13 protein-coding genes and 2 tRNA genes are annotated in these 15,966 nt (G+C 68.5%); 5 read left to right on the top strand and 10 right to left on the bottom strand.

The window, feature by feature from the left end; translation table 11 throughout:
- The first annotated feature begins 228 nt into the window (after positions 1-228).
- The 3 genes from J2Y46_RS13330 to J2Y46_RS13320 all read left to right on the top strand — a co-directional run bounded on the left by J2Y46_RS13330 (position 229) and on the right by J2Y46_RS13320 (position 4,562).
- Positions 229-1,566, top strand: coding sequence for an MFS transporter (locus J2Y46_RS13330; protein WP_310242884.1), 1,338 nt, complete (start codon positions 229-231; stop codon positions 1,564-1,566).
- A gap of 145 nt (positions 1,567-1,711) precedes the next feature.
- Positions 1,712-4,312 carry a valine--tRNA ligase gene (gene valS / locus J2Y46_RS13325; RefSeq protein ID WP_310242882.1) on the top strand — a complete coding sequence of 867 codons (2,601 nt, stop codon included), beginning with the start codon at positions 1,712-1,714 and terminating at the stop codon, positions 4,310-4,312.
- Position 4,313: 1 nt separating this feature from the next.
- Entirely contained in the window at positions 4,314-4,562 is a 249-nt protein-coding gene (locus J2Y46_RS13320) for a hypothetical protein (RefSeq protein WP_310242880.1), read from the top strand.
- A gap of 9 nt (positions 4,563-4,571) precedes the next feature.
- Here the strand turns inward: J2Y46_RS13320 and J2Y46_RS13315 are convergent, their stop codons facing one another.
- From J2Y46_RS13315 to J2Y46_RS13305, 3 genes are read right to left on the bottom strand one after another with little or no spacing between them, the layout of a single operon-like run.
- Complete coding sequence (locus J2Y46_RS13315) at positions 4,572-5,924, bottom strand: MFS transporter (RefSeq protein WP_310242878.1); 1,353 nt, start codon at positions 5,922-5,924, stop codon at positions 4,572-4,574.
- On the bottom strand, positions 5,921-6,151 hold the full coding sequence (locus J2Y46_RS13310; RefSeq protein ID WP_045302761.1) for a hypothetical protein: 231 nt from the start codon (positions 6,149-6,151) through the stop codon (positions 5,921-5,923). Before J2Y46_RS13310 ends, J2Y46_RS13315 begins: the two co-directional genes overlap by 4 nt.
- Positions 6,148-6,786: a transcriptional regulator gene (locus J2Y46_RS13305; protein ID WP_082496912.1), complete on the bottom strand. Its 639-nt coding sequence runs from the start codon at positions 6,784-6,786 to the stop codon at positions 6,148-6,150. The genes J2Y46_RS13310 and J2Y46_RS13305 overlap by 4 nt, the downstream gene beginning before the upstream one ends.
- A gap of 120 nt (positions 6,787-6,906) precedes the next feature.
- Between J2Y46_RS13305 and J2Y46_RS13300 the strand changes: the two genes are divergently transcribed.
- On the top strand, positions 6,907-8,958 hold the full coding sequence (locus J2Y46_RS13300) for a M3 family metallopeptidase (RefSeq protein WP_310242874.1): 2,052 nt from the start codon (positions 6,907-6,909) through the stop codon (positions 8,956-8,958).
- 7 nt (positions 8,959-8,965) lie between these two features.
- Here the strand turns inward: J2Y46_RS13300 and J2Y46_RS13295 are convergent, their stop codons facing one another.
- From J2Y46_RS13295 to J2Y46_RS13265, 7 genes are all read right to left on the bottom strand, one after another.
- The gene (locus J2Y46_RS13295; RefSeq protein ID WP_310242872.1) at positions 8,966-10,084 is read right to left on the bottom strand and encodes an epoxide hydrolase; all 1,119 of its coding nucleotides are present in this window, start codon (positions 10,082-10,084) and stop codon (positions 8,966-8,968) included.
- Between the two features lie 9 nt (positions 10,085-10,093).
- Entirely contained in the window at positions 10,094-11,083 is a 990-nt protein-coding gene (locus J2Y46_RS13290; RefSeq protein ID WP_045302767.1) for a serine hydrolase, read from the bottom strand.
- Between the two features lie 31 nt (positions 11,084-11,114).
- Positions 11,115-12,383 carry an ATP-dependent Clp protease ATP-binding subunit ClpX gene (gene clpX, locus J2Y46_RS13285; protein WP_045302769.1) on the bottom strand — a complete coding sequence of 423 codons (1,269 nt, stop codon included), beginning with the start codon at positions 12,381-12,383 and terminating at the stop codon, positions 11,115-11,117.
- Between the two features lie 204 nt (positions 12,384-12,587).
- Positions 12,588-13,265, bottom strand: a complete 678-nt coding sequence (locus J2Y46_RS13280) for an ATP-dependent Clp protease proteolytic subunit (RefSeq protein ID WP_045302771.1) — start codon at positions 13,263-13,265, stop codon at positions 12,588-12,590.
- 32 nt (positions 13,266-13,297) lie between these two features.
- A complete protein-coding gene (locus J2Y46_RS13275; RefSeq protein ID WP_045302773.1) occupies positions 13,298-13,891 on the bottom strand; it encodes an ATP-dependent Clp protease proteolytic subunit in 594 nt (197 codons plus the stop codon).
- Positions 13,892-14,048: 157 nt separating this feature from the next.
- Positions 14,049-15,575, bottom strand: a complete 1,527-nt coding sequence (gene tig / locus J2Y46_RS13270; protein ID WP_310243072.1) for a trigger factor — start codon at positions 15,573-15,575, stop codon at positions 14,049-14,051.
- Positions 15,576-15,657: 82 nt separating this feature from the next.
- A tRNA-Pro gene (locus tag J2Y46_RS13265) sits at positions 15,658-15,731 on the bottom strand.
- A gap of 138 nt (positions 15,732-15,869) precedes the next feature.
- On the opposite strand from J2Y46_RS13265, the gene J2Y46_RS13260 reads away from it, so the two are divergent.
- Positions 15,870-15,940 (top strand) — tRNA-Gly (locus J2Y46_RS13260).
- Positions 15,941-15,966 lie beyond the last annotated feature (26 nt).

Genomic DNA, 15,966 nt, shown 5'->3' with positions numbered 1-15,966 from the left:
GGGCCCTTCGACAGGCTCAGGGACCGAGACGCCCTCTCTCACAGCGGCTGTGACGGGCCTGACCCGCTCGGTTCTAATGGGGGCGCCACGTGCGTGGGGTCCTGTTCTTCCGAGAGCTCCCCGGTGATGGCCGGATCCGCGCTGGTCCGACGAGTCTACCGTGGCTGTGCAAGAGGGAATGCGACGACCGCTGCCGGGGTTTCTGGACTCGTGCCAAGATTGACGCCCGTGACCGCAGCAGCACCCGAACCCGCACTCGCCCTCGAGACCGCCCCGACGCGACGCGTCGCATGGGCGTCGATGGTGGGCACCTCCCTCGAGTCCTTCGACTTCTACCTGTTCGCCTACTTCTCGGCGTTCTTCGTCGGCCCTCTGTTCTTCGACCCGCTGGGCGAGTTCGGTGCGACCAGCGCGGCGTTCCTCACCATCGCCCTCGCGTTCGTCGTGCGCCCGATCGGCGCGGTGATCTTCGGCTACATGGGCGACCGGCTCGGGCGCCGTGCGACCCTCTTGTGGACCGTCGCCATCATGGGCGTCGCGACCGGCCTGATCGGCGTCCTCCCCACCTATGCACAGGCGGGGTGGCTCGGTGCGATCCTGCTGATCCTCCTCCGCATCGCGCAGGGTCTCTCGCTCGGCGGCGAGTGGGGCGGCTCGATCCTCATCGCCACCGAGAACTCGGGTCCGCTCAAGCGCGCCTTCTACGCCGCGGTCCCCCAGCTCGGATCCCCCGTGGGCTCGATCCTGTCCGCCACGGTGTTCATCGTGCTGACCGCGGTCCTCCCGGCGGACCAGATCGCCGAGTGGGGCTGGCGCATCCCGTTCCTGCTCGCGATCCCGCTGCTGCTGGTGTCGCTGTACCTGCGGTGGTCGATCACCGAGACGCCGGTGTTCGAGCGCGTTGTCGCCGAGGGACGCCGCGACCGCGTCCCCTTCCTCACGATGTTCGCGAAGCGCCCCGGTGCCATGGCCATCGCCATCGGCGCCGCCCTGCTCGGCATCGGGTCGTACTCGCTGATGAACACGTACACGGTCAACTACGGCGTGGAGCAGCTGGGCTTCAGCTTCCAGGACCTCCTCATCGCGACCACGATCGGCGGCCTGCTGCAGCTGGTCACCATCCCGCTGTTCGGCGTGTGGGCGAGCCGCGTGGGATCCGCCAACGTCGTGGTGTGGGGCGCCCTGGGCACACTCCTCATCACGTTCCCGATGTACTTCCTGCTCCAGTTCGCGACCTTCCCGATCCTCATCGCGACGATGCTGGTCGGCGGCATCCTGCCGACGATGGCCTGGGCCGCGCTCGGGGGTCTCATGAACGACCTCTTCCCCGATCGATTCCGGTACTCGGCGCTGTCGTTCGCGTACGCCCTGGCGGCGACGATCAGCGGTTTCGTGCCCTACCTCACGTTCGAGCTCGGTGTGGCGACGGGCTTCGTGTGGTGGCACCCGGGTGTGATCCTCGCGATCATGTCGGTCATCACCCTCGTGTCCGCGTTGTTCGCTTCCCGGCGCACCGTCGAGCCCGAGTTCGCGAGTGCCCCGGAGACCGTGACGACCGGCGCCTGAGCGCAGACGCCTGACCGCGAGCGGATGCCGGGACCCCCGGCATCCGCTCGCTTTTCCCGGTGGATCCACACCCGGGTAGAATCGTGCGACATCCCACACTCAGGCACGCACACACGGTGCCGCACATATCGCTCGAGGAGACGCCATGACCGACGCCCGCCCCGCACAGGGTCAGATCCCGGACAAGCCCGCGCTGGAGGGCCTCGAGGAGAAGTGGGATGCCGCGTGGTCCGGGCAGGGCACTTACCTGTTCGACCGCGCCCGTGCCGCGCAGGTCGGCCGCGCCGGCGTGTACTCGGTCGACACTCCCCCGCCGACGGCGTCCGGGAGCCTGCACATCGGGCACGTGTTCTCGTTCACGCACACCGACCTCAAGGTGCGCTACGAGCGCATGCGGGGCAAGACCGTGTTCTACCCGATGGGCTGGGACGACAACGGACTTCCCACCGAACGCCGTGTGCAGAACTACTACGGGGTGCGCTGCGACCCGTCGCTGCCCTACGACGCGGACTTCACGCCGCCGTTCGAAGGCGGCGACAACAAGTCCAGTCGCGCCGCCGACCAGGTGCCTGTCAGCCGCCGCAACTTCATCGAGCTGTGCGAGAAGCTCACCGTCGAGGACGAGAAGCACTTCGAGGCGCTCTTCCGCCAGCTCGGCCTCAGCGTCGACTGGACCCAGACGTATCGCACGATCTCCGACGACACGATCCGCACCAGCCAGCGCGCGTTCCTGCGCAACCTCGAGCGCGGGGAGGCCTACCAGGATCTCGCCCCCACCATGTGGGACATCGACTTCCGCACCGCCATCGCGCAGGCCGAGCTCGAAGAGCGTGAGCAGCCCGCCGCCTTCCACCGCGTCGCTTTCCACCGCACCGACGGCGCCGGAGACGTCCACATCGAGACCACTCGCCCCGAGCTGCTGCCCGCGTGCGTCGCGCTGGTCGCACACCCCGACGACGAGCGCTACCAGCCTCTCTTCGGCTCGACCGTGCGCACGCCCCTGTTCGACGTCGAGGTGCCTGTGCTCGCGCACCCGCTCGCTCAGCCCGACAAGGGCTCGGGCATCGCCATGATCTGCACCTTCGGCGACGTGACCGACATCATCTGGTGGCGCGAGCTGGATCTGCCGAACCGCACCATCCTCGGCCTCGACGGCCGTGTCGTGTCGGAGGCGCCCGAGGCGATCGCGACGGATGCCGGACAGGCGGCGTACGCGGAGCTCGCAGGCAAGACGGTGTTCAGCGCCAAGAAGCGCATCGTCGAGCTGCTGCAGGAGTCCGGCGAGCTGATCGGCGACCCGAAGCCGTTCACCCACGTCGTGAAGTTCTACGAGAAGGGCGATCGCCCGATGGAGATCGTCTCGACGCGTCAGTGGTACATCCGCAACGGCGCTCGCGACGAGTCGCTGCGTGACAAGCTCATCGCGCTCGGCAAGGACATGTCGTGGCACCCCGACTTCATGCGGGTGCGGTACGAGAACTGGACCAACGGCCTCACGGGCGACTGGCTGGTGTCGCGCCAGCGCTTCTTCGGCGTGCCGATCCCCGTCTGGTACGCGCTCGACGAGAACGGCGAGCGGGACTACGACCGCGTGCTCACCCCCGACCACGCGTCGCTCCCGATCGACCCGTCGACCGATGTGCCCGCCGGCTACACCGCCGACCAGCGCGGCGTCCCCGGCGGCTTCGAGGGCGAGAACGACATCTTCGACACGTGGGCGACCTCCTCGCTCACCCCGCAGCTCGCCGGCGGCTGGGATCGTGATCCGCAGCTCTGGAGCCTCGTGGCCCCGTTCGACATGCGCCCGCAGGGTCAGGACATCATCCGCACCTGGCTGTTCTCGACGATGCTGCGCAGCGCCCTCGAGGACGACCGCGCGCCGTGGACGGATGCCGCGATCTCGGGCTTCATCGTCGACCCCGACCGCAAGAAGATGTCGAAGTCGAAGGGCAATGTCGTGACGCCCGCCGACATCCTGTCGCAGCACGGCTCGGACGCCGTGCGGTACTGGGCGGCGTCGAGCCGCCTCGGCACCGACGCGGCGTTCGACCCTCAGAACCCGACGCAGGTGAAGATCGGCCGTCGCCTCGCGATCAAGGTGCTCAACGCGGCGAAGTTCGTGCTGTCGTTCCCCGTGCCCGAGGGCGCCGAGGTCACTCATGCGCTCGACGCGTCGATGCTCGCCACCCTTCACGGCGTGGTGCGCGACGCGACGAAGGCGCTCGACAACTACGACCACGCTCGCGCGCTCGAGCTCACGGAGTCCTTCTTCTGGACGTTCTGCGACGACTACCTCGAGCTCGTCAAGGAGCGCGCGTACAACCAGACCGACGCCGGGCAGGCATCCGCCGCGCTCGCGCTGCGGACCGCGATGTCGGCGCTTCTGCGCCTGCTGGCCCCGGTGCTGGCGTTCGCGACCGAAGAGGCCTGGTCGTGGTTCAACGACGGCTCGGTGCACACGGCCGACTGGCCGGTGGCGCCCGAAGAGGAGTGGGGCGACCCCGCCGTGCTCACGGCGGTCAGCGCGGCGCTGATCGGCATCCGGCGCGCGAAGACGGAGGCGAAGGCCTCGCAGAAGACCGCCGTGGCTTCGCTCACGCTTCGCGCCGACGACCTCACGATCGCGAACCTGCGACTCGCGGAGGGCGACCTGCGGGCCGTGGGACGCATCGAGACGCTGGAACTGCTCGACGGCTCGGAAGAGCTCGTCATCGAGGGCGTCGAACTCGCTCCTCAGGAGGCGTGACATGCAGCTCGGAACACGCTGGACCTCCGGCGACGAACCGCCGAAGGCCGTCCCGGACGCGCTGGTGCGCGGCATCCGCTCCGTCGATGAGACGATCCGCGCCGACCAGCTCGGTCAGCCGCGTCCGCGCTGGACGCTCACGTGGCTGGAGGGCAAGCCGATCGCGGAGCTCGACACGGGCGTGATCGTGTCGCTGGACGCCGACGGCGAAGCCGTCGTCCGGCACGATCCGGACGACGGCTTCGCCTGAGCCTCGGGCTCACTCCTCCGGTGCGTCGTGATGCGACGCCGAGAGGAGCCGCCGGATGGCGAACAGGGTCGCGACGAGCGTGACGCCCGCGGCGATGAGGAACGGCAGCCGCAGATCGATGCGAGCCACCCAGCCGCCGAGAAGCGTCGCGAACGGGAAGATGCCCCACGTGAAGGTGCGCGTGATTCCGAGCACGCGACCGAAGATGCGGCCCGGCACGATCGTCTGACGCAGCGCGCCCCACGGCACGTTCCACACGGAGACGGCCGCGGCCATGAGCCCGTACGCGATGGTTCCCGTGATCGCCTCGGGGGCCGCCCACACCGCCGCGAGGCTGACAGCCGCGACGATGTTCGCGCCGAGCATCACCGGGCCGCGGCCGAACTTCGCGACGAGCGACGAGGCCACCAGCGAACCCGCGAGTCCGCCGAGCCCGATCCCGGCGGTGACCACGCCGATCGCGGCCGCCGGGACGTGCTGCACGTCCAGGAAGTACAGGTACACCGGTGCCTGTGCGAAGGCGAACGCCGAACCGACGATCGAGGTGAAGATCACCATCGAACGGAGGAACCTGTGGTTCCAGAGGTACACGAAGGCGTCCCGAGCCGAGACGTTGGGACGGGCGGTGGCGGCAGCGTCCGTCTGGGCAGCCTCTTCGGAGGCCGCCAGCGGGTCGCCGGCTGCGACCGCAGCCTCGGCCCGCACCGAGGTGGCGCGAGCATCGTGCAGTGGACGAGCGGCTGACAGCGGGAGCATCACCGCGAGCACGATCGGGATGAGGTAGCCCGCAGCTCCCACCCATAGCGGGAGCGCGAGCGAGATCGCGAACAGCACGCCGCCGATCGGCGAGGAGATGAAGCTGTCGATCGTGATCTGCGCGGCCTGCATCCAGCCGTTGGCACGATCCAGTGCCGGCCGCTTGACGACGGCCGGCACGATCGCGTTCGTCGCGTTGTCGAACAGCGTCTCGCCGAGACCGAAGACGAGCACGCCGGCGAACAGCCACCAGATGTCGAGCGCGCCTGAGACGGTGAGCAGGGCAAGCCCGACCGCGGCGAGACCGCGGATCCCGTTGGCGATCGCCATGATCCACCGGCGGTCGAAGCGATCGACGAGCATGCCGGCCGGCAGGCCGAAGACGAGCCACGGGAGGAACGCCAGCGCGGAGATCGCCGAGATCGCGAGCGGATCACGCGTGAGGGTGGTGGCGATGAGCGGGACCGCCACGCGCCCGAGGCCGTCCGCGAGGTTGCTGAACGCAGCCGCGGTCCACAGCTTTCCGAAATCGCGGCCGAGCGGGACCCTGCGTGCCCGCCCGGCCGGCGATCCGGTCCGCTCGGCCGTGTCGACGCTGTCGCTCATCGCGGCAGCAGTCCCATCGCTGCACGCGCCTCGGCTTCGCGCCGAGCCCCGATCGCGGCGGCCTGTGCGGTCCGTGCGCGACGCTCCTCGGCGTCGTCTCGCTTCTCGACGCGTGCGACGACGTACGCGTCGAGAGCGGATGCTGCGCGCAGCAGCGCGCGGTCGAATCGGGTGGCGGATGCCCGGAACCCACGTGCCGCGAGTTCGTCTGCCGTGATGGCGGTCATGACTGTCCTCCTATTTGCGGGAGCGGGAACAGATCGGCCCGGATGGTGACGGGGCGGACGTTCTCGCCTGTCTGATTGCGGTAGTTGTCGACGGTCTCGTCGATGAGCGCCATGATCTTGAGCGCCAGGTCTTTGCTCTGCTCGGGGGTGAGGCGTGCGGTCGCGGTCGAGATCAGCGTGCCGTCCTGCCACATCTGGTCCTCGCCGCCGATCCCGCGGTTGACGAAGTCGAGCAGTTGGTCATTGCGGTTGCGCAGGAACTCGTTCATCACGACCTGCGTCGCCGCACGACCGGCGGGCGTCGCCATCGCATCCGGGTTGGCGAACGACACGCCCCCGACGGGACGCTCCCACCACCGCTCGCGGCCGGTGCCGCGGTCTTCGGCCTCGCGGATGAGGTCCTGCTTGGCGAGAGCGCGCAGGTGGTAGCTCGTCGAACCGCTGGACTCCCCCAGCCGCTCCGCCAGCGAGCTCGCCGTCTGCGGGCCGTACTGGCTGAGGATGTCGTAGATCTTCACGCGCAACGGGTGCGCCAGGGCCCTGAGCGCCCCCGAGTCGAGGACACGATCCTGGTTGTGTCGCTCCTCGGTGCGGGCGGCGGCATCCGCGGTCTCAGGTGTCTCGTTCTCTGCCATGACCCCAGATTAGCGATGCAAAGAGTACTTTGCAACTATCTCTTTGCAACTGATCGTTTGCAAGGGGAGCTTTGCAAAAGAGTCTCGGCATAGCTGGTCCGCGTGACTAGGCTGGACGCCATGCCGAACGAGAACCCGCTCCTGTCCCCCAGCACGCTGCCGTACGGTCTGCCCGAATACGCAGCCATCCGTCCCGAGCACTACCTTCCGGCTTTCGAGCAGGCGTTCGCGGATCACACCCGGGAGGTGGCGGCGATCACCCGTGTGCGCTCGATGCCGACGTTCGAGAACACGCTGGTGCCACTGGAGGAGAGCGGCCGCCTTCTCGGTGACGTCGCCCGCACGTTCTACACCGTGTCTTCGGCGGACGCGACGGCGGAGATCCAGGAGATCGAGGAGCAGCTCGCACCCCTCATGTCGGCGCACCAGGACTCGATCCAGCTCGACTCGGACCTCTTCTGGCGCATCAGGACGATCCACGAACAGCTCGACGAGCTCGACCTGACGCCCGAGCAGCGGTATCTCGTGGTGCGCCACCACACCGAGATGGCGCACGCAGGGGCGGGACTGGACGACCCTGCGAAGCAGCGCCTCACAGAGCTGAACCAGCGGCTTTCGACCCTCACCACGCAGTTCGAGAAGAACCTCCTCGCCGACACCAATGACCTCGCGATCGTTTTCGACGACGCGTCCGAGCTCGACGGGCTCTCCGAGGGCGAACTGTCGGCAGCGGCGCAGGCCGCGGCGGACCGCGGACTCGAGGGCAAGTGGGTGGTGACACTGACCCTCTTCACGGGGCACCCCTATCTGTCGAGCCTGACGGACCGCGGATCGCGGGCGCGCCTGCTCGCGGCATCCCGCTCCCGAGGCTCGCGCGGCAACGAGCACGACAACCGTGCCACCCTGCTCGAGATCGTTCGCCTCCGCGCCGAGCGCGCGGCGCTTCTCGGCTACGACTCGCACGCCGCGTACATCACGTCGGACGAGACCGCCGGCTCCCCCGCGGCGGTCCACGACCTGCTGCGCCGGCTCGCCGCGCCCGCGGCCCGCAACGCCCGGCGGGAGCAGGCCAAGTTGCAGGCCCTCATCGACGCCGAGCCGGAGCCCTTCGCTCTGGAGGCGCACGACTGGGCGTTCTACACCGAGAAGGTGCGCGCGGCCGAGTACGACCTCGACCGCGCCGCGCTGCGTCCGTGGTTCGAGGCGGAGCGCGTCCTCCAGGACGGCGTGTTCCGGGCAGCCACCGATCTGTACGGCGTCACGTTCGCCGAGCGGGCAGACCTCGGCGGCTATCACCCCGACACCCGCGTGTTCGAGATCCACAACGCCGACGGATCGCCGCTCGGTCTGTACATCCTCGACCTCTACACGCGTGACACCAAGCGCGGCGGCGCATGGATGAACTCGATCGTGCTGCAGTCGCGGCTGCGCGGCACGCAGCCGATCGTGGTCAACAACCTGAACGTGCCGAAGCCCGCCGAAGGGCGGCCGACGCTGCTCAGCCTCGACGAGGTGACCACGCTGTTCCACGAGTTCGGACACGCCCTGCACGGACTGTTCGCAACCGTGACGTACCCGCACTTCGCCGGGACCAACGTCTACCGCGACTTCGTCGAGTTCCCGAGCCAGGTCAACGAGATGTGGATCTACTGGCCCGAGATCCTCGCCTCGTATGCGCGCCACATCGACACCGACGAGCCGCTGCCCGCCGAGGTCGTGGAGAAGCTGCACGCGTCGGAGGCGTTCAACCAGGGCTTCGCGACCAGCGAATATCTCGCGGCGGCATGGCTCGACCAGGCGTGGCACTCGCTGTCGGTCGACGGCGCCGCGGCGGACATCGACGTCGCGGACTTCGAGGCGGCCGCACTGTCCGACATCGGGCTCGACAACGCGGTCGTGCCGACCCGCTACTCGTCGACCTACTTCGCCCACGTGTTCTCGGGCGGCTACAGCGCCGGATACTACTCGTACATCTGGAGCGAGGTGCTCGACGCCGACACGGTGGAGTGGTTCCGCGAGAACGGCGGCCTCCGTCGCGAGAACGGTGATCGCTTCCGCGGCCGGCTGCTCGGGGTGGGCGGGTCGAAGGACCCGCTCGAGGCCTACCGCGACTTCCGCGGGCGCGATGCCGAGATCCAGCCGCTGCTCGAGCGCCGCGGACTGGCGGGCTGACCCAGGTTCACAGCAGGTCGAGCTCGCGGGCGAAAGCGCGCACCCGCTCGGCCATCACGGCGGGCACCTCGGCGATCGCGAAGTGCCCGCCCTCGTCGAGCCGCTCGAAGGTGCGCAGGTCGCGGTAGAAGCGCCGCGCCAGCGATTCGGGGTAGTCCCCCTCGTGGCGTTGGATGTGGACGGATGCCGGAACCACGACCGGCGGCATCTCGTCAGGCTGGTCGGCGCCCTCGTAGTAGGGGCGGAACGACGTGCCGATGGTCTGGGTGGTCCAGTAGATCATCGCCTCGGTGAGGATGCGGTCGCGTGAGATCCGCCGCTCGACCGCGCGCGGGTCTGCGGCCGGGGTGTCGCTCCACTCGACGAGCTTCTCTGTCAGCCAGGCGAGCAGACCCGCGGGTGAATCGTTGAGGGCGGCCGCAAGCGTGTCGGGCCGGGTCGCCTGCACATGCCCGTAGGCGCCGTTGGTTCCGCCCCATTGCTCGAGGCGTGTGAAGAAGGCGACCTCGTCAGGGGCGGTGAGCAGCGAGCGCTCGGCCATCGACGGGAAGTGCGAGTGGGTGACGACGACACCGGTCACCGCCTCCGGGTACGATCCCGCGATCAAGTCGTTGACGTTCGCGGACACGTCCTCGCCGTAAGTCAGGTAAGTCTCGTAGCCGAGCGCCTCCGTCATGAGGCCGTGCATCGTCGCGGCGAGCCGGGTCTCCGTCATCGGGCCCTCGGCGTACGCGGACGAGTACGCGAAACCGGGGAAGCTCGGCACCACGACATGGAAGTCGGGCAGCAGATCCGCGAAGTCGAGCTGGAGCGCGAACGTGTGCGGCCAGCCGTGCATCACCAGCAGCGCGGGCGCGTCGTCGCGTGCGGAGCGCAGATGCGCGAAGTGGATCGTGGCGTCGCCGATGTCGGCGAGGAACTGAGCGTGCCCGTTCAGCCACGCCTCGCGTGCTCGCCAGTCCCAGTCGCGCCATGCCTGGACGAGGGTGGCGAGATAGTCGGCGTTCATCCCCGACGGCGGTCGCCGGGGTGATTCCGGAAGAGGCCGGAACCGATCGAGGCGCCCCTGCAGATCGGCGAGTGCGGGGTCGGGCACGTGGATCGAGAAGGGACGAACGGTGGGCATGGCCCGACGCTAGTCGGCCCTTCCGACACCGGCCGCCCGGATCGCGCCCATCAACTCGCGCACACGGACGAAGGTCGGCACCTCCACGTTCGCGAGGCCGGTGACGGTGGTGCCCGTCGGCGGGTGGTGCCGGCTCACCGCCACCACGCCGTGATCCCCGCCCACGATGACGAGATCCTCGCCATCGAGCCACACCCCGCGGCCGTAGCCGAGCCCGTCGCCGGCGTCGGCGGTGACCCGCTCGGTGAAGAGCGCCACGAGCGAGGGATCGACGATGCGCCCCGCCAGGAGCGCCAGCCAGAACCGGTGGAGATCGCCTACGGTGGAGTGCGCTCCCCCATCGCCCGATCCGACGACCGGCAGTTCGAACACGTTGGTGCGACCGTCGTCCTTGTAGCCCGTGGCGGTGCCTGGCGGGAGCAGATCGGAGCGCGGAAAGCCGGTCGATGTCATCCCGGCGGGGTCGAAGACGCGGGTGCGCACGAGGTCCGCGAAAGGGGTGCGCGAGACGCGCTCGGCGATGATCGCGAGCACGACGTAGCCGCCGTTGCAGTAGGAGAACCGTTCGCCTGCGCGGAACTTCGTCGGGAAGCCGTCGAGCATCGGCAGGTAGGCGGGCGTGGAATCGAGACGCTGCACCGGCAGGCTCAGGGGCGCCAGCGCATCGACCTCTTCATCGAGATAGTCACCGATGCCGGACGTGTGGCTCAGCAGGTGCTCGATGGTCACGTCGTCGGCGATGAGCGGCAGGTCGTCCTCGAGGATCTCACGGGCGGGGGTGTCCTGACGCAGCAGACCGTCGCCGATCAACGAGAGCGTGGTGAGGGCGGTGAAGGTCTTCGTACCGCTCGCGAGTCCGAACCGCGTCGTGGGTGTGTTCGGCGCACCCGCGGTCCGGTCGGCGAGCCCGACAGCCCACTCGCCCAGCACGTCGTCGTGGCCGCGACGCGCACTGATGACGCCGCAGAAGCCCTCGAGATCCGGTACGACGTCGGCCATGTACGGCACTCCCGGGGTCGTGGAACCCCGGTCAGGCGCTCTTGCGCTTCTCCCGCAGCACGAGAGTCGGCGCCGCGCCCTCGTCGACGGCGGCACGGGTCACGATGACCTTGTCGACGTCGTCGGTCGACGGGATCTCGAACATGATCGGTCCGAGAACGTCCTCGAGGATCGCGCGAAGTCCGCGCGCGCCGGTCTTGCGCGCCACCGCGAGGTCGGCGATCGCTTCGAGGGCCTCGCGATCGAACTCCAGGGTGACCCCGTCGAGTTCGAACATGCGGTGGTACTGCTTCACGAGCGCATTCTTCGGCTCGGTGAGGATCTCCATGAGGGCCTCGCGGTCGAGCGACGAAACCGATGCGACGACGGGGAGCCGGCCGATGAACTCGGGGATCAGGCCGAACTTGTGCAGGTCCTCCGGCTGCACGTCGCCGAAGAGATTGAGGTCTTCGTCCTTGCGGTGCAGCGAGGCGCCGAAGCCGACGCCGTGCTTGCCGACGCGGGAGGAGATGATGTCTTCCAGCCCCGCGAACGCGCCGGCCACGATGAACAGCACGTTCGTCGTGTCGATCTGGATGAACTCCTGGTGGGGATGCTTGCGGCCGCCCTGTGGCGGAACCGATGCCACGGTGCCCTCGAGGATCTTGAGCAGCGCCTGCTGCACGCCCTCTCCCGAGACGTCGCGGGTGATCGAGGGGTTCTCGGCCTTGCGCGCGATCTTGTCGACCTCGTCGATGTAGATGATGCCGGTCTCGGCGCGCTTCGTGTCGAAGTCAGCGGCCTGCAGCAGCTTGAGGAGGATGTTCTCGACGTCTTCGCCGACGTAGCCGGCCTCGGTCAGCGCGGTGGCATCAGCGACGGCGAACGGCACGTTGAGGCGCTTCGCGAGAGTCTGCGCGAGATAGGTCTTGCCGCAGCCGGTGGGGCCGAGGAGCAGGATGTTGCTCTTGGCGATCTCGATCTCGTCGGCGCGCTGCTCGGCCGACTGGATCGTGCCGTGCGCGCGCACACGCTTGTAGTGGTTGTAAACGGCGACCGAGAGGGCACGCTTGGCGTCGGTCTGCCCGACGACGTACTCCTCGAGGAACGCGAAGATCTCGCGGGGCTTCGGCAGGTCGAAGTCGGCGACGACACCGGACGACGACTCGGCCATACGCTCTTCGATGATCTCGTTGCACAATTCGACGCACTCGTCGCAGATGTAGACGCCGGGGCCGGCGATCAACTGCTGGACCTGCTTCTGGCTCTTGCCGCAGAAGGAGCACTTGAACAGGTCGGCGCTCTCACCGATGCGTGCCATGCGCTCCTCCTCGTACGTCGGGGGCAAGCCCCCCAGCTGTTCTCCGAGCCTAATAGCTGAGGCCGACATGCGGCGGCATTGCGACGCACGTTGTGGACGACCCGGGTTCGCGGAGAGAGAACCCAGGGCCGCCCACGCGAGCGCCCCGCCGCCCGGTCATCCGGGCGGCGGGGCGTGAGCTCTGCGTGGATCGACGCGGAGCGACTACTTCGTCAGGGCCTGCTGGCCGCGCTTGCGCGTGGTGAGCACCTGGTCGACGAGGCCATAGGTGACCGCTTCCTCCGCGGAGAGGATCTTGTCGCGATCGATGTCCTTGTTGACCTCGGCCTGCGTCTTGTTCGAGTGCTTCGCGAGCGTCTCCTCGAGCCAGGTGCGCATGCGCAGGATCTCGGCCGCCTGGATCTCGATGTCCGACGCCTGACCATGGCCGGCCTCGCCGACGGCGGGCTGGTGGATCAGGATGCGCGCGTTCGGCAGCGCCAGGCGCTTGCCGGGTGCGCCGGCGGCGAGCAGCACGGCCGCAGCGGATGCTGCCTGGCCGAGGACGACGGTCTGGATCTGCGGCGACACGTACTGCATCGTGTCGTAGATCGCGGTCATCGCCGTGAACGAGCCGCCGGGCGAGTTGATGTACATGATGATGTCGCGGTCGGGGTCCTGCGACTCGAGCACGAGCAGCTGGGCCATGACGTCATCGGCCGAGGCATCGTCGACCTGGACGCCCAGGAAGATGACGCGGTCCTCGAACAGCTTGTTGTACGGGTCCTGACGCTTGTAGCCGTAGGCGGTGCGCTCCTCGAACTGCGGCAGGATGTAGCGGCTGCCGGGCATCTGGAGGCCCTGGGGCGCCATCGGCGCTCCGCCGAAGGTGGGGGTCTGCATTCGGGGTTCTCTCTCTTTCGCCTTCGGGTCGTTCAGTTCGAGGAGCCGGCGGTGCCGCCGCCGCCGATGACGTCGCTCGCGGATTCGCGGATGTGGTCGACGAACCCGTACTCCAGTGCCTCCTCGGCGCCGAACCAGCGGTCGCGGTCACCGTCGGCGTTGATCTGCTCGACCGACTTGCCCGTCTGCTTGGCAGTGATCTCGGCGAGGCGCTTCTTCATGTCGAGGATGAGCTGCGCCTGCGTCTGGATGTCGCTCGCGGTGCCGCCGAAGCCGCCGTGCGGCTGGTGCAGGAGGACGCGGGCGTTCGGCGTGATGTAGCGCTTGCCCTTGGTGCCCGCCGTGAGCAGGAGCTGGCCCATCGAGGCGGCCATGCCGATGCCGACCGTGACGATGTCGTTGGGCACGAACTGCATCGTGTCGTAGATCGCCATGCCGGCCGTGATCGAGCCGCCGGGCGAGTTGATGTAGAGGTAGATGTCCTTCTCGGAGTCCTCAGCGGCGAGAAGCAGGATCTTCGCGCAGATCTCGTTGGCGTTGTCGTCACGCACCTCCGAGCCCAGCCAGATGATGCGGTCCTTCAACAGCCGGTCGAAGACGCTGGTCGCGACAAGTGGTTCGGCCATGTGTACTCCTGTTTCCTTGGGTCGCCATCGAATCTACCGGCGCCTTGCGAACGACCCGCCCGTGTTCGCCCTGGGCAGAGCGCACACATGACAGAAGAGGACGGATGCTGCGGCATCCGTCCTCTTCCGTCAATCGGTCAACCGACCGAGACGAGTGTCACTCGGCGTCGGCCGCCTTCTTGGCCGGGGCCTTCTTCGCGGCCGGCTTCTTGGCGGCCGGCTTCTTGGCGGGGGCCTTCTCGGCGGACGCGTCGTCCTCGGCGGCCGCCTTCTTCGCGGCGGGCTTGCGCGCGGGGGCCTTCTTGGCGGGCTTGTCGGCCGCCTCGGCCTCTTCCGCCTCGATCACGGCGTCGGCGTCGGCTGCGGCATCCGCGATCTCCTCCGCCTCCTCGACGACCTCTTCCTCGTCCTCGGTGGCGACGAAGCCGCTGAGGTCGACGGGCTTGCCGTTCGTGTCGACGACGTTCACCTTGCCCAGTGCGACGGCGAGAGCCTTGTTGCGCGCGACCTCGCCGATGATGGCGGGAAGCTGGTTGCCCTCCTGCAGCGCGTTCACGAAGTCCTGCGGAGCCATGCCGTACTGGGCGGCCGACTGCACGAGGTACTGCGTGAGCTCGTCCTGCGAGACCTGCACGTCGACGGACTCGGCGATCTTGTCGAGCAGCATCTGCGTCTTGAACTGCTTCTCGCTGGCCTCGGCGACCTCGGCGCGGTGGACGTCGTCCTCGAGCCGGCCCTCGCCCTCGAGGTGGTTGTGCACCTCGTCCTCGATGAGCTGCGGCGGGACGGGGATCTCGACCTGCTCGAGGAGCGTCTCGATCAGCTTGTCGCGCGCGGCGGAGCCCTGCGTGAAGGCGCCCTGCTGGCCGACGCGCTCCTTGAGGCTGTCACGCAGTTCGGCGATGGTGTCGAACTCGCTCGCGATCTGGGCGAAGTCGTCGTCGGCCTCGGGAAGCTCACGCTCCTTGACCGCCTTGACGGTCACCGAGACCTCAGCCTCCTCGCCCGCGTGGTCGCCACCGACGAGCTTCGAGCGGAAGGTGGTGTCCTCACCGGCGGTGAGCGAGTCGATGGCCTCGTCGATGCCCTCGAGGAGCTCGCCCGAGCCGACCTCGTAGGAGACGCCCTCGGCGCGATCGATCTCGTTGCCGTCGATCGCGGCGACGAGGTCCAGCTCGACGAAGTCGCCCGTGGCGGCGGGACGGTCGACCGTGACGAGCGTGCCGAAGCGGCCACGGAGGCGGTCCAGCTCCTCGTCGATCGCGGCCTCGTCGACTTCGACGGCCTCGACCTCGACGGTCGTGCCCTCGAAGGACGGCAGGTCGAACTCGGGACGCACGTCGACCTCGACGGTGACCTCGAGGTCGCCCGAGAAGTCCTTCTCGTTCGGCCACTCGGTGACCTCGGCCGACGGGCGGCCGAGCACGCGCAGCTCGTGGGCCGCGGCGGCCTCGCGGTAGAAGGTGTCGAGCCCCTCGCTGACGGCGTGCTCGAGCACCGCGACACGGCCGATGCGCTGGTCGATGATCGGCGCGGGCACCTTGCCCTTGCGGAAGCCGGGGATCTGCACGTCCTGCGCGATGTGCTCGTACGCGTGCTTGATCGACGGCTTGAGCTCGTCGGGGCTGACCGTGATGTGCAGCTTGACCCGGGTCGGGCTGAGCTTCTCGACGGTGCTGTTCACCATGCCTGTACTTCTCCTCTATCGGACCGCGCGAGGCCGCGGCGGTTGAAGGTCTGGGTTCGGAATTCCGATGGCCGTGATGTCGGGGCGACAGGATTTGAACCTGCGGCCTCCCGCTCCCAAAGCGGGCGCTCTACCAAGCTGAGCTACGCCCCGGGCGGGTTCGCACGCGTGCGTGCGCCTTTCGGCCCCGAGAAGTCTAGCCGACGCGCCCGGGAGGTTCCCCCTCGCGGGTCGGAACGGGATGACCTCCGCGATGTAATACGATTGGTCGGTGCCCGTCCGCGGGCGCTCGGGGATGTAGCTCAATGGTAGAGCCTCAGTCTTCCAAACTGATGGTGCGGGTTCGATTCCCGTCATCCCCTCGCTAACGAAACCCCTGATCAGGGTG

This window comes from Microbacterium sp. BE35 (genome assembly GCF_031457705.1).
In the GTDB taxonomy this organism is placed as follows: domain Bacteria; phylum Actinomycetota; class Actinomycetes; order Actinomycetales; family Microbacteriaceae; genus Microbacterium; species Microbacterium trichothecenolyticum.
This window is presented reverse-complemented; position numbering and strand designations above follow the sequence as displayed.